At 43.1% G+C, this 22,315-nt stretch carries 21 protein-coding genes, 12 tRNA genes and 1 rRNA gene; 2 read left to right on the top strand and 32 right to left on the bottom strand.

Annotated features, from left to right (window positions below; all coding sequences use genetic code 11):
• The 14 genes from BM195_RS17715 to BM195_RS17650 form a co-directional block, all read right to left on the bottom strand.
• A 16S ribosomal RNA gene (locus BM195_RS17715) occupies window positions 1–144 on the bottom strand; the annotation flags it as partial.
• 170 nt (window positions 145–314) lie between these two features.
• A tRNA-Ile gene (locus BM195_RS17710) sits at window positions 315–388 on the bottom strand.
• A 5-nt stretch (window positions 389–393) separates the two neighbouring features.
• Window positions 394–467 (bottom strand) — tRNA-Gly (locus BM195_RS17705).
• A gap of 42 nt (window positions 468–509) precedes the next feature.
• Window positions 510–586 (bottom strand) — tRNA-Pro (locus BM195_RS17700).
• A gap of 6 nt (window positions 587–592) precedes the next feature.
• A tRNA-Arg gene (locus tag BM195_RS17695) sits at window positions 593–669 on the bottom strand.
• A 58-nt stretch (window positions 670–727) separates the two neighbouring features.
• Window positions 728–811 (bottom strand) — tRNA-Leu (locus BM195_RS17690).
• A 151-nt stretch (window positions 812–962) separates the two neighbouring features.
• Window positions 963–1,044, bottom strand: a tRNA-Leu gene (locus tag BM195_RS17685).
• A gap of 4 nt (window positions 1,045–1,048) precedes the next feature.
• Window positions 1,049–1,124 (bottom strand) — tRNA-Lys (locus tag BM195_RS17680).
• Window positions 1,125–1,276: 152 nt separating this feature from the next.
• A tRNA-Gln gene (locus BM195_RS17675) sits at window positions 1,277–1,351 on the bottom strand.
• A gap of 5 nt (window positions 1,352–1,356) precedes the next feature.
• Window positions 1,357–1,433 (bottom strand) — tRNA-Asp (locus BM195_RS17670).
• 28 nt (window positions 1,434–1,461) lie between these two features.
• Window positions 1,462–1,533 (bottom strand) — tRNA-Glu (locus tag BM195_RS17665).
• Window positions 1,534–1,539: 6 nt separating this feature from the next.
• Window positions 1,540–1,630, bottom strand: a tRNA-Ser gene (locus tag BM195_RS17660).
• A gap of 6 nt (window positions 1,631–1,636) precedes the next feature.
• A tRNA-Asn gene (locus tag BM195_RS17655) sits at window positions 1,637–1,711 on the bottom strand.
• A gap of 792 nt (window positions 1,712–2,503) precedes the next feature.
• Complete coding sequence (locus BM195_RS17650; protein WP_090241587.1) at window positions 2,504–2,956, bottom strand: SprT family protein; 453 nt, start codon at window positions 2,954–2,956, stop codon at window positions 2,504–2,506.
• 202 nt (window positions 2,957–3,158) lie between these two features.
• Here BM195_RS17650 and BM195_RS17645 point away from each other — a divergent pair, with 202 nt between their 5' ends.
• Window positions 3,159–4,604, top strand: a complete 1,446-nt coding sequence (locus BM195_RS17645) for a catalase (protein WP_170848299.1) — start codon at window positions 3,159–3,161, stop codon at window positions 4,602–4,604.
• A gap of 51 nt (window positions 4,605–4,655) precedes the next feature.
• Here the strand turns inward: BM195_RS17645 and BM195_RS17640 are convergent, their stop codons facing one another.
• The 15 genes from BM195_RS17640 to acpS form a co-directional block, all read right to left on the bottom strand.
• Window positions 4,656–6,809: a Tex family protein gene (locus BM195_RS17640; protein ID WP_090241580.1), complete on the bottom strand. Its 2,154-nt coding sequence runs from the start codon at window positions 6,807–6,809 to the stop codon at window positions 4,656–4,658.
• A gap of 97 nt (window positions 6,810–6,906) precedes the next feature.
• Window positions 6,907–7,491, bottom strand: coding sequence for a protein phosphatase 2C domain-containing protein (locus BM195_RS17635; protein ID WP_090241593.1), 585 nt, complete (start codon window positions 7,489–7,491; stop codon window positions 6,907–6,909).
• Between the two features lie 14 nt (window positions 7,492–7,505).
• A complete protein-coding gene (sigB, locus tag BM195_RS17630) occupies window positions 7,506–8,297 on the bottom strand; it encodes an RNA polymerase sigma factor SigB (protein ID WP_090241577.1) in 792 nt (263 codons plus the stop codon).
• Window positions 8,269–8,745 carry an anti-sigma B factor RsbW gene (gene rsbW / locus BM195_RS17625; protein ID WP_090241573.1) on the bottom strand — a complete coding sequence of 159 codons (477 nt, stop codon included), beginning with the start codon at window positions 8,743–8,745 and terminating at the stop codon, window positions 8,269–8,271. The genes sigB and rsbW overlap by 29 nt, the downstream gene beginning before the upstream one ends.
• Entirely contained in the window at window positions 8,742–9,077 is a 336-nt protein-coding gene (locus BM195_RS17620) for an STAS domain-containing protein (protein WP_090241569.1), read from the bottom strand. The genes rsbW and BM195_RS17620 overlap by 4 nt, the downstream gene beginning before the upstream one ends.
• A 336-nt stretch (window positions 9,078–9,413) precedes the next feature.
• Window positions 9,414–10,424, bottom strand: a complete 1,011-nt coding sequence (locus BM195_RS17615) for a PP2C family protein-serine/threonine phosphatase (protein ID WP_090241565.1) — start codon at window positions 10,422–10,424, stop codon at window positions 9,414–9,416.
• 84 nt (window positions 10,425–10,508) lie between these two features.
• On the bottom strand, window positions 10,509–10,910 hold the full coding sequence (locus BM195_RS17610) for an anti-sigma regulatory factor (RefSeq protein ID WP_090241562.1): 402 nt from the start codon (window positions 10,908–10,910) through the stop codon (window positions 10,509–10,511).
• 2 nt (window positions 10,911–10,912) lie between these two features.
• Window positions 10,913–11,269 carry an STAS domain-containing protein gene (locus BM195_RS17605; RefSeq protein WP_090241556.1) on the bottom strand — a complete coding sequence of 119 codons (357 nt, stop codon included), beginning with the start codon at window positions 11,267–11,269 and terminating at the stop codon, window positions 10,913–10,915.
• A 4-nt stretch (window positions 11,270–11,273) separates the two neighbouring features.
• Window positions 11,274–12,143: an RsbT co-antagonist protein RsbRA gene (locus BM195_RS17600; RefSeq protein WP_090241552.1), complete on the bottom strand. Its 870-nt coding sequence runs from the start codon at window positions 12,141–12,143 to the stop codon at window positions 11,274–11,276.
• 203 nt (window positions 12,144–12,346) lie between these two features.
• Window positions 12,347–12,706, bottom strand: a complete 360-nt coding sequence (locus BM195_RS17595; protein ID WP_090241547.1) for a type II toxin-antitoxin system PemK/MazF family toxin — start codon at window positions 12,704–12,706, stop codon at window positions 12,347–12,349.
• 5 nt (window positions 12,707–12,711) lie between these two features.
• Window positions 12,712–12,999, bottom strand: a complete 288-nt coding sequence (locus BM195_RS17590; protein ID WP_170848298.1) for a CopG family ribbon-helix-helix protein — start codon at window positions 12,997–12,999, stop codon at window positions 12,712–12,714.
• A gap of 266 nt (window positions 13,000–13,265) precedes the next feature.
• The gene (alr, locus tag BM195_RS17585) at window positions 13,266–14,396 is read right to left on the bottom strand and encodes an alanine racemase (RefSeq protein ID WP_090241539.1); all 1,131 of its coding nucleotides are present in this window, start codon (window positions 14,394–14,396) and stop codon (window positions 13,266–13,268) included.
• A 101-nt stretch (window positions 14,397–14,497) separates the two neighbouring features.
• Window positions 14,498–15,520 carry a LolA family protein gene (locus tag BM195_RS17580; protein ID WP_090241535.1) on the bottom strand — a complete coding sequence of 341 codons (1,023 nt, stop codon included), beginning with the start codon at window positions 15,518–15,520 and terminating at the stop codon, window positions 14,498–14,500.
• Window positions 15,521–15,589: 69 nt separating this feature from the next.
• Window positions 15,590–17,116 (bottom strand): NAD(P)H-hydrate dehydratase, encoded by a 1,527-nt coding sequence (locus tag BM195_RS17575; protein ID WP_090241532.1) that lies wholly within the window; start codon window positions 17,114–17,116, stop codon window positions 15,590–15,592.
• Window positions 17,117–17,192: 76 nt separating this feature from the next.
• Window positions 17,193–17,555 carry a holo-ACP synthase gene (gene acpS, locus BM195_RS17570; RefSeq protein ID WP_090241528.1) on the bottom strand — a complete coding sequence of 121 codons (363 nt, stop codon included), beginning with the start codon at window positions 17,553–17,555 and terminating at the stop codon, window positions 17,193–17,195.
• Window positions 17,556–17,758: 203 nt separating this feature from the next.
• Between acpS and BM195_RS17565 the strand changes: the two genes are divergently transcribed.
• Complete coding sequence (locus BM195_RS17565) at window positions 17,759–18,517, top strand: rhomboid family intramembrane serine protease (RefSeq protein ID WP_090241521.1); 759 nt, start codon at window positions 17,759–17,761, stop codon at window positions 18,515–18,517.
• Between the two features lie 27 nt (window positions 18,518–18,544).
• Here BM195_RS17565 and BM195_RS17560 read toward each other — a convergent pair whose 3' ends face one another.
• From BM195_RS17560 to cshA, 3 genes are all read right to left on the bottom strand, one after another.
• Complete coding sequence (locus BM195_RS17560) at window positions 18,545–19,993, bottom strand: PH domain-containing protein (RefSeq protein ID WP_090241519.1); 1,449 nt, start codon at window positions 19,991–19,993, stop codon at window positions 18,545–18,547.
• A complete protein-coding gene (locus tag BM195_RS17555) occupies window positions 19,986–20,465 on the bottom strand; it encodes a PH domain-containing protein (RefSeq protein ID WP_090241515.1) in 480 nt (159 codons plus the stop codon). The genes BM195_RS17560 and BM195_RS17555 overlap by 8 nt, the downstream gene beginning before the upstream one ends.
• A gap of 163 nt (window positions 20,466–20,628) precedes the next feature.
• Entirely contained in the window at window positions 20,629–22,113 is a 1,485-nt protein-coding gene (gene cshA, locus BM195_RS17550; RefSeq protein WP_090241513.1) for a degradosome RNA helicase CshA, read from the bottom strand.
• Window positions 22,114–22,315 lie beyond the last annotated feature (202 nt).

Here is a 22,315-nt window from a genome sequence, read left to right as displayed (position 1 = left end):
AGGTTGCCCACGTGTTACTCACCCGTCCGCCGCTCGTTCCACAAACGTCCATCCGAAGATTTCAGTTTGCTTCCCGCGCTCGACTTGCATGTATTAGGCACGCCGCCAGCGTTCGTCCTGAGCCAAGATCAAACTCTCCAATAAAGTTGTCATAAGACTGACACCGATCAGCCTTATCAATATCTCAGCTTCAAAAATTGATTCAGGGGTTCAAAGAAGCTCTCATCGGCATATAACCGATTTCCAGCTCCCTGCCTCTGACATCTGTTTAGGCATCTTTCTTGGTTGTTTTGTTCAGTTTTCAAAGAGCAAAGTGGGCCTGAGTGGACTTGAACCACCGACCTCACGCTTATCAGGCGTGCGCTCTGACCAACTGAGCTACAGGCCCTGAAATGGAGCGGGTGATGGGAATCGAACCCACGACATCAGCTTGGAAGGCTGAGGTTTTACCACTAAACTACACCCGCAAAAAAGTTTATTTAGATTCAAATAGTTTGATATACTTTCGATGGTCGGGAAGACAGGATTTGAACCTGCGACCCCATGGTCCCAAACCATGTGCTCTGCCAAGCTGAGCTACTTCCCGTTAACTTGGCGCGCCCGAGAGGAGTCGAACCCCTAGCCTTTTGATCCGTAGTCAAACGCTCTATCCAATTGAGCTACGGGCGCTTTGAAAGCAACATATTCCAATATACTACAAAAACAGATGAGTGTCAACATTTTTTAATGCGGCCGAGAGGACTTGAACCTCCACGGGATTAACTCCCACTAGGCCCTCAACCTAGCGCGTCTGCCATTCCGCCACGACCGCATATTCAGACAAAATAAATACTGAGAAACGCCACAGTAATATAAAGTGAAACTTTAATCAGTGGGAAGGGGTCTTTCATCCCATTGGTTAAGGGGAATAAAGGTCGCAAACACAACATCCTGACCAACACCTTTATGGCCTTTAAAGTAAATGCGGATGAAGGGAGTCGAACCCCCACGTCATAAGACACTAGATCCTGGGTCTAGCGCGTCTGCCAATTCCGCCACACCCGCAAAATGGTGAGCCATGGAGGATTCGAACCTCCGACCCTCTGATTAAAAGTCAGATGCTCTGCCAGCTGAGCTAATGGCTCATATTGTACGATAAACGGCTACAGCCATGGTGTTTGTCGTGTTGTCAGCTTTGTCCGATAAAGACTAAACTCCTCGCAATCCCGCGCACAGCAACCTGTGTCGATATTGCACTATACATTCTATTATCTAATCATTTATTTTTGCATAAAAATGGCTGGGCTACCAGGATTCGAACCTGGGAATCACGGGATCAAAACCCGATGCCTTACCGCTTGGCTATAGCCCAACGAATGGCGGTCCGGACGGGACTCGAACCCGCGACCTCCTGCGTGACAGGCAGGCATTCTAACCGGCTGAACTACCGGACCCACCAATTTAATTATAAAAAATAGGCTATGACCCGTACGGGATTCGAACCCGTGTTACCGCCGTGAAAGGGCGGTGTCTTAACCACTTGACCAACGGGCCATAATATGGCGGAGAAGGAGGGATTTGAACCCTCGCGCCGCTTACACGGCCTACACCCTTAGCAGGGGCGCCTCTTCAGCCACTTGAGTACTTCTCCGTATAATGGCTCCACAGGCAGGACTCGAACCTGCGACTGATCGGTTAACAGCCGATTGCTCTACCACTGAGCTACTGTGGAATAATCTAAGATGAGTAGCAAGGTAATATAATCAAATAAGTTGTGCTCGTCGTGCTGCAAGATTATTCGACGGAGACGCACTCCTCGCAGGCCTGTACTCATATGTTTGTTCGTTGGTGCTTGCGGCCAGCTACTGTGGAATAATCTAAGATGAGTAGCAAGGTAATATAATCAAATAAGTTGTGCTCGTCGTGTTGCAAGATTATTCGGCGGAGACGCACTCCTCGCAGGCCTGTACTCAGATGTTTGTTCGTTGGTGCTTGCGGCCAGCTACTGTGGAATAATCTTAGATGAGTAGCAAGGTAATATAATCAAATAAGTTGTGCTCGTCGTGTTGCAAGATTATTCGGCGGAGACGCACTCCTCGCAGGCCTGCACTCAGATGTTTGTTCGTTGATGCTTGCGGCCAGCTACCATGGAATAATCTTTGGTCTGTATTAAGTTTTTTCGCTCGCCGTATTGTGTGTAAATGCAGTTTTGCTACATTTCTCACAAAAGCATTGTCCATCATGTTATATCCATTAACAACTGCGACGAAAAATATAATACAATATATCCCCTTTAATGTCAATATTATATAGAGATTTTTTTGGGGGAACTGTAAGAAAATCTGCTCTTTCACTGTTCAATGTTTTTTAAGGCTTAATTAATTTAACATGCAGGACGGGTTCCGTCAACAATATAGAAAATCTTATTATTGAGTACCCACCACCGAACACACTTACAAGGTATTTAGAGTGCAGGTTTTTACGCCTAATCATGATAAAGCGGCTTTCAGTGTTCATCTTATTCTTACTTCATAATCAACTCGCCTCTGCACTTGCCGCATCTGTACTTCTTCACATCAACTTTGCGGACACGCTTATAAACATGATGGCAGTTTTTACATTCATACGTATATTTAAAGCGTTTTTCCGATGAGGGCAATGGTGAACAATGCCTCGGTGACCCTGTCTCTTTTAAAAGATTCTTAAAGTCTCTGTCACCATGTTTATAACCTTTCCCTTCTATATGAAGATGGTAATGGCAAAGTTCATGCTTAAGAATACCGATAACCTCTTCATCTTCAAATTCAAGAACAAACTTGGGGTTCAGCTCTATCGTTCTTTTGGCAGGGATGTATCTCCCGCCTGTTGTTCTAAGCCGGTGATTATATTTGACTTGATCATCAAATCGTTTACCGAAAAATTTGATTGATAATTTCTGTACTAATTCATTCAGTTCTTTTTCATCCATCAAGTCCATACTGATCATCCTTGAGAGGCTAATTGATCATATTCTATCATAACGAGAGGACATGTTAAATTCCCCTATTTACACCCGCCGCTTATTTACAATAATTTTAAATAAATATTGATTTTTGATAGATTTGTATTATAATAGTGGATGTACCAAATCATTTCATTAAAGGAGAGGTGTTCAGGAAGTGAGTAACGAAAAGAAACGAATGACAACGGCTTCTGGCGCTCCTGTCGGGGATAACCAGAATTCAATCACTGCAGGTCAAAGAGGTCCGGTTTTAATTCAGGATGTTCACCTTCTAGAAAAATTGGCGCATTTTGACAGAGAACGTGTACCGGAGCGTGTTGTTCACGCAAAAGGTGCAGGTGCACATGGATATTTCGAGGTTACAAATGATGAAATATCACAATATACAAAGGCTGACTTCCTAAGTGAAGCTGGTAAACAAACACCAATGTTCATCCGGTTCTCAACTGTTGCAGGTGAGCTGGGCTCTGCTGATACAGTTCGTGACCCGCGCGGATTTGCGGTTAAATTCTATACACAGGAAGGCAACTATGACTTAGTTGGTAACAATACACCTATTTTCTTTATCCGTGATGCCATCAAATTCCCGGATTTCATCCATACACAAAAAAGGAATCCGAGGACAAACCTGAAAGATAAAAATGCGGTCTGGGATTTCTGGTCACAATCACCTGAATCATTGCATCAGGTCACTTATTTACATGGGGACCGCGGAATTCCGGCAACATTCCGTCATATGAACGGTTATGGAAGCCATACATTCAAGTGGGTCAACCATGATGGCGAAGCATTCTGGGTAAAATACCATTTCGTTTCCGAGCAAGGCGTCAAAGGATTGGACGAAGACGTTGCAACAGAAATTGCCGGTGAAAACCCTGATTATCATACGGAAGATTTGTATAATGCAATAGAACAAGGCGACTTTCCTGCATGGAAATTATACGTGCAAATCATGCCGTATGAAGATGCTAAAAACTATAAATGGGATCCGTTTGACGTGACAAAAATTTGGTCACTAAAAGATTATCCACGTATTGAAGTCGGTCGCATGGTACTTAACAGAAACCCTGAAAACTACTTTACTGAAGTGGAGCAATCTGCATTTTCACCAGCACACTTTGTACCAGGAATTGAGGCTTCTCCGGACAAAATGCTGCAAGGACGTCTGTTCAGCTATTCCGATACACATCGCTATCGTATTGGTGCAAATCATGAGCAGCTTCCGATCAATCGTCCGATTAACGGCAATACATCTAACTATCAATTTGATGGACAAATGCGTTATGACAATGGCGGCCGCAGCATCAACTATGAACCGAACCGATATGAAACAGCACCAAAAGAAGATCCGGATACAAAAGTTAATCCATTTGAAGTATACGGAAACGCTGACAGTGTATACTACTCCGAAGCTGATCATTACACACAAGCCGGTGACTTATACCGGTTAATGAGCGAAGACGAAAAAGAACGTCTCATCAAAGCAGTTGTCGGTCATATGGAACAGGTCGATTATGATGACATTAAGCTCCTTCAAATCGAGCATTTCTACAAAGCTGATCCAGAATACGGCGAGCGTGTAGCACAAGGACTCGGACTATCCGTCCCAGCTAGTGTAAAATAACTATTCTCACCAAAAAAGAGCTGATGACCCAGTAAGGATCATCAGCTTTTTTTATCTTTGAACCATTGAAAGTGCAATCCGTCCCTTGTCGATATCAATGTCCTCCACCCATACTGTAACAACATCACCGACAGACGTTATATCCATCGGGTGTTTAACGAATTTGTCGGACATTTTCGAAATATGAACCAGTCCATCCTGTTTAACGCCAATATCGACAAAAACACCGAAATCAACAACATTTCTTACGGTACCCTGCATTTCCATCCCCTGCTGTAAATCTTCCATTGATAAAACATTTTGTTTCAACAGTGGTTTTGGTAAATCATCACGTGGATCACGTTCCGGACGGCTCAATGCAGATACAATATCCCGCAATGTCGGTTCACCGATATCCATCTCTTCAGCGAAGCCTTTTATATCAACTTTGTTCAGTTTTTCCTGAAGCTTATCTGTTCCGATGTCCGCCATGTCGCATTCAACCAAGTGTAAAAGCTGTTCCGCATATTCATAGCTTTCCGGGTGAATCGGCGTTCTATCAAACGCGTTTTCACCATCCAAAACGCGTAAAAAGCCTATACCCTGTTCATATGTTTTTGCACCGAGACGCGGTATCTCCCGCAGCTGCTTCCGATTCACGAATTTTCCTTCTTCATTACGCCTCTCTACAATATTATTGGCGACCGTTTTACTTAAGCCAGCGACATACTGCAATAAAGAGGGTGAGGCTGTATTAACATTGACACCTACCTGGTTAACAGCTGTCTCGACCACAAATGTCAGTGAGTCATTCAGCGCTTTTTGGCTGACATCATGCTGATACTGACCGACACCGATTGATTTTGGGTCGATTTTCACAAGTTCAGCCAGCGGATCCTGCACTCTTCGGGCAATCGACGCAGCGCTCCGTTCCTCAACCTGCAGATCAGGAAACTCTTCCCGTGCCAGTTCGGATGCTGAATACACACTCGCCCCAGCTTCATTGACAATGATATAGGGGATATTCAGCTTATTATTCCCGATGACGTCTGAAATGAATTGTTCAGTTTCTCTTGATGCAGTCCCATTACCGATAGCAATTAATTCAACATCAAATCGTTTGCTTAAATCCATGATCATCTTCTCTGCACCTGCTGTATCATGTTTTGGTGCAGTCGGGTACATGACACTTACTTCATATACTTTCCCTGTTTCATTGACAACTGCGAGCTTGCATCCTGTTCGATACGCCGGATCAACACCGAGTACCGTTTTTCCTTTTAAAGGGGGCTGCAGGAGCAGGCTTTTAAGATTCTTGGAAAATACATCAATGGCCTGTACTTCCGCTTTTTCGGTCAGGCTATTGCGAATCTCCCGTTCAATAGCCGGCTGAATAAGCCGCTTAAAACTGTCTTCAATCGCCCCTTGGATAATGCAGCTTGCCTCCTGGTTGGCATTATTTGTAATCACTTTACGCTGCAAGTACGCCAGTATACCTTCAGCCGGCGGTTCAACCGACACTTTCAGCACACCTTCTTTTTCTCCGCGGTTCAAAGCTAAAATCCGGTGTGAAACCATGGAACGGACTGATTCATCATATGCATAGTACATTTCATAAACGCCTTTTTCATCTTTACTTGTATTCTTTGCTTCTGCATGGATGGTTCCGCGCTTAAATGTTTCGCCGCGTATATGCTCCCGGTATTCCGGCTCATCTGAAATCCATTCCGCCAAAATATCATTAACCCCTGCTAATACATCATCAGCCGTCTTTAGTCCGTATTCGTCGGATAAAAACTTTTCAGCTTCACCGGAGATATCAGTTAATCCCTGTTCCCACACAAGTATTGCCAGCGGCTCCAAGCCCTTTTCCTTTGCCTTTGATGCTCGTGTCCGCCGTTTTTGTTTGTATGGCCGATATAAATCTTCCACACGCTGTAATTGTGTTGCCTGTGTGATGTTTCGCTTCAACTCTTCGGTAAGCTTTCCCTGTTCATGAATAAGCCGGATGACTTCTTCTTTCCGTTCCGCCAAATTCACTGCATACTGCCATTTATCATAAATTTGTTTTATTTGAACTTCATCAAGTCCTCCAGTAGCCTCTTTCCGATAACGTGCAATAAACGGTACCGTATTTCCTTCCTCCATTAATGCAATTACTTTTTTGACAGTAGCCGTCTTGACCTCTGCTTCTTTTGCTACCCATTGTTCCAGTTCAATTGACAAGATTCGCTCCTCCTTTTCCCCGCCTACAACGAGGCTTACACCATTATTCTATCAAAAAAAGACTGGAATGAAAAAAGACCGGACATTCAAGCCGATCTTAATCATCATATTTTATTGCGATTAATGTTGTATCATCCGTTCTGATTTCCTTTTCTGCATAATTTGCAAATGTTTGCGTCACTTGGTAGACATCCCTGTTCAATAAAAAACGCTGCGATAAGTCTTTGTCGGTAACACCATCAGAGAATAAAATAAAGTTCATAACCGAATCCAGTTGATCGGAAACAACCTTAAATGGTCGGTGATAACCGGCTAGATAACCGGTGTTAGGTATATTGCGCTTCTTCTTTCCATCCTCACCAATCGTTATCACCCCAATATTGCCGATTGAAGAAAATGAGTAAGAACTCGTCCGAAAATCAATTCTTAGGATTCCGATCACTGCCCCGCGCTTTCCTGACAATTTTTGATTACATTTTTTAATCAGCTGTTCAACCGTTGCATGGATATTTTCTTTGATAATACTGATCACAATTTCAGAAGACTCTTTTGCAAATTCGCCGCTCCCCAAACCATCTGCCAGGGCACATATATATTCATTTTCCGTTTCAGTATAAAAATAACTGTCGCCACAGTGATATTGATTCTGCTTTGATTTTTGAAAGACAGCTGTTTCCACCATAGTTTGCTTCCCGTTCAATCCAGAACCCCCGCACTGTTAGATTGCAGTGCTTCGCGGAGTTTTCGTAATGAGCGGCGTTGCAATCTTGATACATGCATCTGGGAAATGCCAAGTCTTTCCCCGGTTTCTTTCTGGCTCATATGTTCAAAATACGTACATCGTAAAATCTCCTGCTCACGTTCAGATAAGACGGGTAGTATTTTCTCCAGCAGCATTTGCTGATCCACATTATTATATCCGCTGTCACTATCCCCTACCAGATCCAATATAGTAACTGTGCTGCCTTCTGAATCTGCTTCAATCTTTCTATCAACGGAAAGGGCTTTATAGCTCTTGCCCATCTCCATTGTTTCCAGTATTTCTTCTTCGGACACGTTTAAATAATCCGCAATTTCCGGAACACTTGGTGAATTCTGATTATCTGTCGTTAGCTCATCGACAGCTTTTCTGATTTTCGGACCCATTTCCTTGATTCGGCGTGGAACATGCACACTCCACGTTTTGTCACGGATAAACCGTTTAATCTCACCTATGATAGTTGGTATGGCAAATGATTCAAATGATTTGCCAAATGACGGGTCATACCTTCTGACAGCCGCGATCAAACCGATCATGCCTACCTGTGTCAAGTCTTCATGTATACTACTGTTTTTTGAATATTTTCTGGCGATTGACTCGACTAAATCCGTATAGTTCAGTACAATTTTTTCCTGGAGCGCCTCATTTTTCGGGTCTTTCTGAAGATCTTCTATATATTGATATATCTCATCCTCATTTTTATTGGGGTGTTGAGATTTGGTCGTCATCAAGACCCACCTCAGCTTCATGAAGGTATTTTGTCATTAAAACGATAACACCATAATCGTTATTAATCTCTACTTTATCCATCAATGCTTCAATCAGGAAAAGACCGAAGCCACCTTCCCGTAATTCTTCTACGGATTCTGAACCCTCATAAGGACCAATCCCTCCCTTAATTTTATTCAAGTCAAAACTGCCTCCATGATCAGCTACCATAACTTCCAGGCGATCGCCATATACACCAAATCCGACCGTTACTTCCCCATCGTCCTCTTCAAAATAGGCGTGATCAACTGCATTGGTAACCGCTTCTGATATAGCTACTTTAAGATCTTCAATCGCTTCATAGGAAAAACCTAAACGATTCGCGATACCGGAAATGCTCAGACGTACAACACCTACATATTCGGCTTTGGCAGGCACCCTCATTTCAACAAAGTCAAAATTGCTCATTGTTCGTTTCCACCTCTAATTGCAGTATCAATCGTTATAATTTCATCAAGTCCCGTGATCCGAAATAGTCTTAGTACACGATCCTGCAAATCAACCAGACGCATTTCACTGTCGTTTTCTTTCGTTGATTTTAAGGCACTGATAAAAATTCCAAGTCCTGTACTGTCCATATAATGAACGTTTTCCAAATTAACCTCCGTCCGATGACCTTCCCTATTTGTCAGCGGTAATAATTTTTCTTTCAGCTGCGGTGCAGTATAGGCGTCAATTTCACCGGAAAGTTTTACAACAGATTTGCCATTTCCTTCTGCAACGTCAATTTTCAAATTCATGCTTCCCCTCCTAATTTACCATGAAAATTTTCCTATAAAATAAACCCTAATTAGTATAACACTTTCGACGCACAGGATGTGCTAATGCCGGCGTTGGCACAGGACGTGACGAATTTAGCCGGCGGACGCACAGGATGTGCTAATGCCGATATTGGCATAAGACTTGACGTACTCAGTCTGCTCCGCCGTTGTTAGATAAAACGAATCGGACTTCACAGCAGTTATGGCATCATCTGTCATGTCCGTTATTCTTTTAAGCCAGAAGTTTGAATTTTTACTGCCTTATTAAGGCGGCAACGCACACATTTGAAGTCCTATTCCCAAATCAGATTCCTTTTAAACTTCCTTCCGTAAAACAATCAGCGTAAAATCATCACGAAACCGGAAATTTTGCATTCGTTCAAAATGTTTATAAACTTTATTCACCATCTCCTGTGCAGGCAAATCGGTATATTGCCCTATCACTTCCAGGACTTCCTCTGTTTCGATAAATCGATCACCCTGCCTGCATTCCGTCACACCATCAGTTAAGAGAATGATCATATCATCCTTATAAATTGTACGTTCATATTCCCGATAATCTGCATCAGGAGACACCCCAAGCACAAGGCCTTTCGTTTTAATCTCCTCAAACGTTTTACTTCGGGCATTATAGTAAAAACCAGGCTCATGACCGGCAGATGAATAGCGAATTTTGCTTTCGGCTGGTATATATTGCGTATAGAACATCGTAATAAACATACTTGCATCAACATTCCGTTCAACTACCCGGTTTAAATTTTTCAATATTGTTTTGGGACTCATCGTTGCTTTCGGCAGGCTGTCCATTGAATATTTGATCATAGACATGCACAATGCTGCAGGGATCCCTTTTCCGATAACATCTGCAACAGCAATACCAAAGGAGCCATCTTCACCCATAACAAAGTGGTAATAATCACCACTCATTTGATGGGCTGGGACACTGATAACACCAATATCCAAACCATCTACGTCAGGTTCCGTTGTTGCAAGCAGTGTATCCTGCATATTGGCTGCTACAGCAATTTCTGATTTAAGCTCCGATTGCTCTTCCCTCAGTGTCTGGAATTCCTGATGAGCAACGCCATAAGAAATCATGATCTCGAGTAAAAAGTTCATGGAATACTGAAGATATTCAGGTATATCCGGGTATAGCTCTGAGAGTGCCTGAATATGAAGATTAATAATCTCTTCAGGCGGAACATTGTCTTTTATAAACGCCTTGCTAAGTTGTTCGGCACCATAAAGGGATTGTTCATCCCGTATTTCAATGTAATGTTTTAATAAATTGCGGTAATTGCTAATATCTGTATTCAGGGTTTCCACTCAATTCGCCCCCTTATTCCGAAACAGCAAAAGGGAGATGCTCCAACACATGTTCCCCCCCCTTTTGCATTGCCTTCTATTTACTTATCTCAGCCATTTCATAACTCTGATTTCAGTCCCTTTGCCTTCTTCTGACTGAATGTCAAATTGATCGAATAAACGTTTCACGCCAGGAAGTCCCGCCCCAAGGCCTCCCGATGTTGAGTAACCATCCTCCATCACCTGACTGATGTTTTGAATCCCCGGACCAGTATCAAGCGAAATAACAGCGATACCTTTCTGATCCAGTTCATCGGCGACCTCAAAACAGACCTGCCCATTGTCGGCATATAAATAAATATTACGGGCAAGTTCTGATATCGCAGTAGCAATACGTGCTTGGTCAACCGTTCCAAACCCAATTTCACGTGCAATGTCCCTGCCTAATTGACGTGCTTTTACGATATCCCACTCTTTTTCTATTGTAACACAGGATTGGAGATCCATCGTCATTCCCCCAATTCCTGATATAATTTGATCAATCCCCGTTCTAAATCTAGTGCGGTAGGCACATCCTTTAAATGTACCCCTAAATCAATTAATGTGACGGCAACTGCAGGCTGAATCCCTGTCAATACCACTTTTGCCCCCATAAGATCTGACATCGTAACAACATCACCCAAAACCTTTGCGATAAAAGAGTCGATGATCTCAACCGATGTCAGGTCGATCACCACACCAGTAGCTCCGGTATGATGGATTTTATCCAGTAAATCTTCCTGAAACTGTATCGCCGTATTATCATCTATTTCAGTTTGAATTGAAATTAATAAATAATTGTGCAATTTTAAAATAGGTATCCGCATCTGATCACTCTCCACCAAGCGAATCAATCAACTGTTCCATGCCACTGTCCTTTTGTTCGACATCGACAATTTTGCGATTGGTAAGTTCGAGCGCTTTAATAAATCCTTTTCTGAGTGAGCTCTTGGTTGGGAATTTGCCTAAATCAATTCCCAGATTTACAATTGTCTGAGCAATTTCCGGACGGATGCCGACAAGGATGCATGTTGCGCCTACTAAGCGAACCGCATCCGCCGCCTGAACAATATGGTGGGCAACCATTGTATCCACAACCGGGACACCTGTGATATCAATTAACACAACTTCTGAACTGTGCTTGATCACACCGTCAAGCAGGTTCTCCATAATTAACTTGGCTCGTTCCGTATCAATCGTTCCAACCAGCGGCATAACGGTTATATCATCCATAACCGGGATAAGTGGAGCAGACAACTCCTGGAGCGCCACACGCTGCAACGATAAAATATTTTCCCAGTTTCCCGAATACTCATTAACCAGCTGTTTAATCACAGGTTCAACCCACTTATCAACACTATGGAGCAATTCGGAAATATAATTTGTGTCGATTTGATCTGTTTGATTGAGTATAAAATCAATGGTTACACGTCTGAAAACCTGCAGGCCGTCTGTTATGTAGCTTACCTGCCAGCCGAGGTTGATCAGCTTTTCAGAGAATTCCTTTAATTGTTTCGTGTCACCTTCATTTTGAATACTGCCAAAAATGATATTAACAAATTCACGATTGGTACTTTCCAGTAATTCATCAGTAACACTGGATGAATAATTGGAGTTCTTCAGTGAATCAATCTCATCAATCCATTTTTGAACGATGATATCACTGTTATCCAACACAATTTTCTTAAACTCTCTGTCCATATTGCCCTCCCACTTTCCACCTATTACGTTATACATCATTATTTTTAAATTTTTTTGTTATATTTAACTACACTTTATCATAAAATATGGCAAAATTCGATGAATATTCATTGAAAACCTGGCTTTGACCAGCTTACAGTGAAAAACCACATTGATGAACCATAAAAAATACCCCTATTCCTGATTTGAAAAGGGGGCATCACCTATTGATCATACATTTCTTTTAATCCAAGACTGATCTCTAAAGCCTTATCAATCTTTTCCATCATATGATTATCAAGCTTTGTTATCTTATCGGTCAACCGCTGCTTATCCAACGTTCTGATTTGCTCCAGCAATATAACCGAGTTACGGTCAAATCCATACCGTTTCGCATCTATCTCCACGTGTGTCGGGAGTTTGGCCTTCTGAATCTGAGCAGTTATAGCAGCAACAATAACCGTTGGGCTGAACCGGTTTCCGATATCATTCTGCAGGATCAATACCGGGCGTATGCCTCCCTGTTCTGATCCCACTACAGGGGATAAGTCGGCGAAATAAACTTCGCCTCTTTGAACGATCAAGTGCCTTACACCCCGATCACTGTACGTTGTAAATTGTTTTTCTCAGCTTCTTCCTCGGCCTGAAAAGCTTCTGAAGCGATGGTCAGATTAATATTGGCCATTTCCATATAACCTTGCTGCATTGATTCGCGGAACTGCTGGATGTGCTCATCTTTTTTATATTCCAGATAATTTCTTGTCGCCTGACATATGAAATCACTCAGATCACTATTTTCATACTTCATAAGTCCATCCACCTCATTTAGCAGGTTTTTAGGTAAACGTACTGAAATTTCCTGTAAGCTCTCTGACAAAACCATGCACCTCCGACAACTTGTAAACGATCATGATCAAATTCTTGTTTAATGATATCATTGTATCCCATGGTTTGCAAAGGCTTATCGGAATTTTTCTGGAAACCCGGTTCGGAAATCTCTTCTTGAGATCATGTTTCACAATATTGAAAGGTCTTATACGCAACTGCTTCTGATCTTGTTATATAGTAACCTCGCTTGAAAGGACTCCTGCTATTTATATTATTTCCAAACAGTCAATTTATGCCAACGAAATGCAGAAAACCTTAAATTGACTCCGACTTATACAGTCTTGGAACACGTTCCGATATCATACAAGGTATTTCATAGTTGATGGTCTCCAGTTTTGCCGCAAGTTCATCGGTCTCAATTTCGTCATTCCACTGTTTTCCGATTAAGGTTACCTTGGACCCGACAGGGTATTCCTGATCCAGTTTAATCATGGTCTGATCCATCGTTATTCGTCCGACAATCGGCATCCTTTTTCCATCGACCAAAACGTCCATCCCCTGCAACTTACGAATCCAGCCATCAGCATAACCAATCGGTATTGTTCCGATATATTCATAATGCCCTGTGGTATAGGTTGCACCATAGCTGATTGATTCACCCGGTGCCATACGTTTGACATGAATGAGTCTACTGTACAATGAAAATGCCGGTTTCAGATTTATCTCACGTTCATCTTTCAGAACATCTGATGGATATAGGCCATACATCGATATGCCAAACCGCATATAGTCATACATTTTTTCAGGAAAACGGATAGATGCGGCACTGTTACCGACATGAACTGCCACAGGTTTGTTCCAAATAGATTTAAATGTATCCAGCAATTGATCAAAGCGGTTCTGCTGCAGCTGAAAATAGGATATATCCGCTTCGTCAGCCGTGGCAAAGTGTGTATAAATCCCGGTTAAATGAATGCCCGCGGCCCCGCGAAATTCTTCTGTCATTTCCAGTAATTCCTCTTTTGTCCGTAACCCCACGCGTCCCATACCGGTATCCCATTTCATATGTACATTTAACGTCGATGGGAGAGAAAGTTGTTTCACGTCACGGATCCATTCCAATTGAAAGCACGTTAACGTAATGTCCTGCCTGGCAGCAACCGGTACATCCCGAGGAGATACGCTTCCAAATACAAGAATTGGGGCTGTAATATTTGCTTCACGCAAGATTAATGCTTCTTCCAGCAATGCCACCGCAAGCATTTTCGCACCCGATGCAAGAGCTTTTTCAGCAACTTCGACCGAACCGTGCCCATATGCGTTCGCCTTAACAACTGCGATAACAGCACAATGTTCAGGCAGCCTTTTTTTCATTTGATTGATATTATGCCCAATCGCGTCAAGATCCACTTCTGCCCATGTTCCCCGATATTGTTTGCGTTCCACCGAAAATCCCCCTTGTTTGCCTTCTGCTCTACATTTTATCTAAAAAAAGTCAAAATAAAAAGCAGACCCCCTCTCTGATGAGTCTGCTTGCTATGCTTCATTTACTTCACTTCTTTGCCCTGTACAGATTGTGCAACTTCGATCAATTCTTCTCTGGTTAGTTCCTCACTTGCCAGGATAAAATTCATCCCATTGTTGGTCCACTCAATTGTGTTATCAGATAGTGCACCTATGGCATGACCCAAATTCACAATTTCGCCATCCACCATCTGCGGTGAAGACAAGGTTTGGACGACTTCCTGTTTTTCCTCAACCAGCGTGAAACTTTTGTCGCCGGAAAATGTCATAATGACCCGTTCACCGTTTGCCGTGTCAAGCTGTGTTTCTTCCACCAATTCTGAGCCTTTCATATTTTGCGGATAAACAACGGAAAATGTGTCTGTTTCCGCTTCAGCATCACTTGAAACTGACGTATCAGCAGATTCGCTGTTCATATTTTTCTCCATGGTAAAGTCATCATCTTCAAAAGTGGGGTCTGTATTATATTCAGAGAAATTCACTTGTACCAGCGCATTTCGGTCTTTATCCAGCACTTTGACCATAACCGGTGTATAGGACTTTTTATCAAAGTAAACTTCCTGGTATGGTAAGTTATTGTTGCTTTGGTAATTTGTTTTCGTTTCAAAGATATAATGATCCTCGCTTATGTCAAATTCAGCTTCATTATCTTTTAGAATATCGTTGACAAGTGACTGATAAAGGTATGGCTGACTGCCGTTTTCCGGCCACTCTTCCTGAAATTTGAAGCTTTTGTTCAGTGCCGGTGAAAGGACAAATACCCCGTCTTCGTTTTTCAGAATAATTTGGCTGCCCTCTTCATCCTGGTTATTGCTGAGTTCCACACGATAAAAGTCTTTTTTCTTATGCCAGACGTCTATGCTATACTTCTGATCTTCCTGCCCGGTGTTCATCGTCATTTCGGCTCTTGCTTTATATCCGTTCATGGACTCGAGGTTCGATTCCAACTTTTCCACAACATCTTCCTGGGACTGTTCACCACAGGCAGATAGTATAAAGATAAAGCCAAATACGACGACAACCCAAATACCAAACATTTTTTTCATGGACATGTCTCCCTTGTCGCATTTCACACAATTTGCGAGCTTTCGACTGACGAAGGGAAAAACTTATTGTCACTGTATTGCCATGCATGTACGATAGACGTTTGTGATGCCGGCAATAACATCAGATGCCATCAGATCATAAACAGAATGCGATTCTTCGATAAGCAAATCAGCAGCTTTCCCATGTACAAAACAGGCATTGCATAACGCTTCGCTGAGCGGTTGCTGCTGCAAGACCATTGCTAATGTGATCCCGGACAATACATCACCGCTCCCTCCTTTGGCAAGACCCTGATTCCCGGTACTATTTACCGTCTGCCTGCCTTCCGGGGTTGTGATGATTGTAAACATCCCTTTAAGTATGACGTATACCTGATGCTTTTCGGCAAACATTTTTGTAAAGGAAAATGGAGACTGCAGCAGTTTTTGTACGGGAATGTCCAAAAGCATAGCCATTTCCCCCGGATGCGGTGTCAGGACTACAGGATTTGTCAGATGTTTGAGCTTATCAAGCAATGGCTTCAAATGGTATAGACCATCTGCATCCACGATCAGCGGACACTTCGCTTGTTCCACTGCTTGCTGCACCAGTTTCCCTGTTTCACGACGACGGCCCATCCCCATACCAAGCAATACTGTATCATAATCATCAAATGGGATGGATATATCATAATTCAGATATCCATCCGTATCGCCTAGCGTCAGGTACGTAGCTTCCATACAATGTGAAGAAACAGCGGGAACTGCACCTTTTGTGGTAGCAGCAGTAATCAGCCCGGCACCTGTCCGTAATGCAGCATCAGCGGCCATTGCGATGGAACCGGGCATTTCGGCATTTCCGCCGATAACCAATCCGCGACCGTGATGGCCTTTATGTGCATGACGTTTGCGCTCAGGCATGCTCTGCCGGAAACTGTCCACCGTCCAGACGCACCGCTGCTTATAGTTGGCGGTAACTTTTGCCGGGAGTCCAAACGAAACAGTATCCCACTCTCCGTAATACAGAGCTGTACTCTCTAGAAATGCGCTCATTTTCGGTATTCCCGCGACGACTGTCTCATTAGCTTGTACCGCTTGAAAGTCCTGTACTCCTTCATTTGCCGGAAGCCCTGAAGGAATGTCAATGGAAATGATATGCGCAGCTGCTTGATTCATAGTCGTTACAATCTCGTTCAGTGGTTCACGAAGCACCCCTTTCGTGCCAATCCCCAACATGGCATCGACGATCACGTCTGTATTCCGTACGATCACTTCAATTTCTGAAATCTGGCGCGTAACGCGAACATCACCGCCACATTTAACAAATAAATTTTTGTGAAAAAGCGCATCACCGGATACCTTTTCATTTGGTACAACTTGCACAACGGATGCATGATACCCATTATTCAACAGTGTCCTGGCAATGACGAACCCATCACCGCCATTATTTCCGCTTCCTGCAAAAATCCGGATACAGTCAGATTTATTCACACTTGCTTCGATCCTGCCAGACATTGCCCTCCCTGCATTCTCCATTAATAGCTTGCCATCAATGCCTATTTCATGAATGGCTTCATGATCCATATCGTACATTTCTTCTGCGGTGACAATATTCACGCTATTCCCTCCTGCCCGCACTAGAATATATGAGACAACCTTGCCAATTATGCAGAAAAACGCCCGTCAAAGGTATTCAGTTCTGTTCCTCCAATACAACCTGTGCCACTGCATAGTCCCTGCTGTGTGTAACTGATACAAAAATATGCCAGTCTTCATAACCGGCGACGTTCATCTCCGGAGCACCATATGTATTAGAGGTAACTTCTATATGTTTAAAACTTAATTTTCCGATACCGCTCCCCACAGCCTTGGAAAAAGCCTCTTTGGCTGTAAACCTGCCTGCAAGATATTCGACCCTTCTCCGTTCATTCGTTAAGGTTTCAAGAACGGTTTTTTCCTTGTATGTCAAAATTCGGTCAGCAAATCGATTGTTTTGCCGCATATTATGTTGAATACGATCCAATTCAATCATATCGATTCCAATACCCTTTATCATAAAAATCGCTTTCCTCTCTGCAGCGAATAGCATATTATTATACTAACACAGTGTATTCTAGTAAGATTGTAGTGGTCATACTATAGAATACCATACTATTATTATACTACCCGGAAACATCCAAATGTAAAACTAGATCTGGATGTCTTATAATATTGTTCAAACTTCAAACGTTTTCTCAAAAGAGGAAGGAGGAATGGTAAATGTTTATACGAAACGAGCGCAGTATTAAAGAATTTATGCAGCTCTATCCGGTGGTCGCTTGGCTGATTATTATCCAATTGGCACTTTGGCTTCTGACTGGCTTTTTACAGACCCCACTTGGCACACTGATTGAAAATTGGGGAATGGGCATTAACTTTTACATCAGCCAGGGGGAGTACTGGCGTTTGCTGACAGCCATTTTTCTTCATGCCGATCTTATGCATGTATTATTTAATTCATTTGCACTTGTATTATTCGGCCCTGCCCTCGAGCAGATGCTTGGCAAATTAAAATTCCTTACCGTCTTTCTTGGAGGTGGTCTTGCCGGAAATATTGCCACCTTTTTACTGGGGCCATCCATTTATGCTCATGTTGGCGCATCTGGGGCGATTTATGGGTTATTCGGTATCTATGTTTTCATGGTTGCCTTCCGTAAACATCTGATCGACCAGTCAAGCTCCCAGATTATCACCGTCATCTTGGTTATCGGCCTGCTGATGACCTTTATCCGTCCAGGTATAAACATCTACTCCCATGTATTTGGATTTATCGGGGGTTTTGCGATTGCACCACTGGTACTGAATAATGTCCGGCCATACATGCCATGGGTTAGAAGACAATACGTTGATGACGGATCCATCCAGTTCGATCCGGACCGCTGGCACAAAAAGCAAAGGAACAAAAGGATTTTTAAAAACGGTCTCTGGATTTTCTTGGGAATCCTTGTCGTACTTGGACTGTTCAGCCGCATATTTTAAAGGAATCGGCCATACAGCCGATTCCTTTTAATTTGACCCCTGACTTCTGAGTGAATACCAGTCCGATAACTCATCGGTATGTGTTTCTTCCAAATCCTTGATTGTAAAATGCGTACCTGCTCCCATTTTACCGACAATCGAAAGCCGCATAGAAGCCATTTGTTGTACTTTCTGCAGCTTGTGCTGTTTTTTCTCAAATGCCTGGATCCGTTTATGATACATCATAATCGTATTCCTGCTTAAAACACGATGCCTTATCGTTAACCGTGTTCCTTCCAGGCTAAAACCCCCATCCTTATGCCGCAGCCATCCCAGAACCAGACCGCCAACAAGCAGCAATATCAGTGGTGCCCAAATAAAGGTTGGAAAAAAGATTCCCACTGCAGCTACGATTAGCAGAAACGGAATCATGGAACGCATCAAGTAAAATTTCCGTGCCCGTTTTGGCAATGGTGTCAGTTCACTCTGAATCCCGGAATACTCCGGCAGAAAAGTTCCCAGGAACTCCTCCACTTCATCCCGCTTCATAATCGGGAATAAAATGGAGGAAAAATCTTCCCCTTTATCCATTGACCCACCGGCAATTTCCGCAAACACGGTCACATATCCTAGCGGCTGCCGGATCATACTTTCTTGAATACCAACTGCCTGAATTCTTCTTAATGGGATCGTCAATTGTTTCTTCTCCAGGAGACCGCGGGTGATCAATAATTCTTGATCGTTTTTCGTAATCGTAAAATTTCCGTATTTGATCATCGTTCCTGCAATTCCCAATAGCCAAAGCAGCAGCAAAAGAAAGACGGTGAGTACAATCATGAAGATGAATCCTAGTCCGATAACCCATTCCACCGTATTATCATAAAAGCTATCCGGAATAAATTGTTCCAGTTCAGAAAAGGCAGCAACTGCCAACGCCATGATGACACCTATTCCGCCTGATGTTGTACCTGCGATGAATAACCGTTTAAAACAAATGGTGTCGGATGGATATATAGGTTCCGCTGATTCTTCAGCTATATCTCCCTTATCGGCTTGCTGCGTCCTGCCTGTTTTCAGTTCTTGCCTGAGTGCCTCTCCTTCTGCCAGTTTGACCGCACTGAGCGAGGCTTCTGCACTCATCCCGGTTCCTGCCGTTTCGATCTGAACTTTTGTCAATTTAAGAATTCGGTGAATGACACCAGAAGTCAAATCAATCGATTGAATGCGATTCTTGGATATATAACGCTTCTTCCGTATGAAAACACCATATTCAATACGCAATTCATTATCTTCAACCCGATAAGTATAGCGATACCATGTCAATACATTGCCTGTGATGAAGATGACCAGCAGCCCCGCTACAATCAGCACAAAGTAAACAAGAGATTCATCCCGGAATGTAATAAAACCTAAAATAATGGCAAATAAAAACTCACGCACCGTTTTGATTAAATTAAAAATAATGGCCGCCGGGTGCAATCGTTTCGTTTCAAACATCGTCTTCATCCACCCTTGCCAATGCCGAAATCCTGTCCCGCAGTTCTGATGCGTCTTCTTCAAGCAATGCAGGGATCTCATGGGTCGTGGCTGCAGTCGAAATTTCCACACTTGCCAGCTTGTACTTTTTCAAAATCGGACCCTGTTTTGTATCGACATGCTGCACACGGATCATCGGGACAAGCGTCCGGGATACAATCAGAATACCATGCTGAATGTAGATCTCTTGTTCAAACAATTCATAGCGCCATCTTCTCCAACGCAGTTTCGGCAGCAAAAATACAAAGAAAAAAGTACTTATCCCGCTGATTAAAACGGCCGCTGCTCCATACCAATAGGAAAATTCAAACATAAATGCCAATACAAAGAGTGCAATCGTTATAAACCATAGTACCCCTTCAGCGATTGCGGCCGATATTTTCCATGCTTTAATCGCGTCCCGTGCAATCCGATTAACCGGTGGCTGTCGCATAATCGTCACTTCCTTCATCTCGATCAGTTAGTCCCTTTACCATATACGGATTCATATTACCAAAGTTCCGAAACTTTTAACAGGGTATGACCAACTATCGTTCAACAATGCTACCGAATCTCTTTAGCCATGAAAAAAGCTCCTTTCTCACAAGGAGCCTTTTTTAGCTGTTTGGTTTGCGGCTACGGTGTTTCTGATAATTTCCTTTACGATTCCGTCCGCCTTGATTGCGGCCTCCTTGTTTACGTCCGCCTTGTCCGCGTTTTCCGTAAAATTTCTTGTTATGTGATCTGCCTTTATTATTTTTGCCGTGCTGAGCCTTTTTCACACTGATCGGCTGAACAGATGAAATGTTGACCGGTGCATTACGCCGCTCTTTTGTCATCATCTTAAGGGCAGCAGCAACCACTGAAATCGAATCATGGTCCTGCAACAATTCGTTAGCTGTTTCATGATAATCCTGCAGATCCTGCTGATCAATCTTTTTCCGTAATTTATCTGCCGCCGCCTGCTGCTGACCTCGTTTAGCCTCCTGATGAGTCGGTGGAGCCATCCGCGTCATTTTGCTTTTCGTCACTTTTTCAATCAAATTTAAATGCGCGATTTCACGCGGTGTGATAAATGAAATGGCTTCTCCGGTGCGGCCCGCTCTTCCGGTACGGCCAATCCGGTGTACATAGCTTTCTGGATCTTGCGGTATATCAAAATTATAAACGTGCGTCACACCTGAAATATCAAGTCCCCGTGCCGCGACATCTGTAGCAACCAATACGTCAACACGGCTGTTTTTAAATTTGTTCAAAACAGACATCCGCTTCCCTTGCGTCAGATCTCCGTGAATTCCTTCTGCACGGAATCCCCGTGCTTGAAGCCCGTCCGTTATCTCATCCACCCGTTTTTTCGTCCGGCTGAAGACAATCGCGAGTGCTGGAGCATAAAAATCCAAATGGTTGGTCAATGTATCGAATTTTTGTTTCTCGGGAACTTCAATAAAATACTGATCAATATTTTCAACTGTCATTTCTTTTGCTTTCACTTTGACTTCTTTTGGATTTTTCATCAGATTGGTTGCAATATCCCGAATTTCTTTTGGCATCGTTGCAGAAAATAACAGTGTCTGCCGATCTTCCGGAATATTTTTCAAAATATCACGGATATCATCAATGAAGCCCATATTCAGCATTTCATCGGCTTCATCCAAAACAGCTGTCTTTACATCTGTTGTCCGGATTGTTTTGCGCCGCATGTGATCAAGCAGCCTTCCGGGTGTTGCGACGACGATATGCGGGCCGTCTTTCAATGCACGTATTTGCCGTTCCATGTGCTGGCCGCCGTACACGGACATCGAACGGACACCTTTCATTTTGCCAAGGCGGTTTAATTCTTCCGCTACTTGAATGGCCAGTTCTCTCGTCGGTGCTACAACCAGCCCTTGGATTTTCCGTTGTTTCGGATCAATTTTTTCAATCATAGGGATTCCAAATGCTGCGGTTTTCCCGGTTCCTGTCTGTGCTTGTCCAATTGCATCATCTCCCTGAAGTGCCAGGGGTATCGTTTCTGACTGAATCGGAGTTGCTTCCTCAAAGCCCATTTTTTGCAATGCTTTCATAATAGGCTGTGATATATTTAATTCATTGAATGTTGTCACGTTATAACTCTACTCCTTTTTTAATTTAACGTATAATCGCTGTAAAAAGAGGCTTCTCCCGATAATGGAAAAAGGCCTCCATGAAATCTCGTGAAAATAACAGTCATTTTATCCCGCCTTAACTGGCAGTAAGTTCCCCTTCATAACCACTAGATAATCCCGAGATCAACTGCCAGTAAAGGTCCGATTCGGTTCAACTAAC

It is taken from the genome of Lentibacillus halodurans, assembly GCF_900112045.1.
In the GTDB taxonomy this organism is placed as follows: domain Bacteria; phylum Bacillota; class Bacilli; order Bacillales; family Amphibacillaceae; genus Lentibacillus; species Lentibacillus halodurans.
This window is presented reverse-complemented; position numbering and strand designations above follow the sequence as displayed.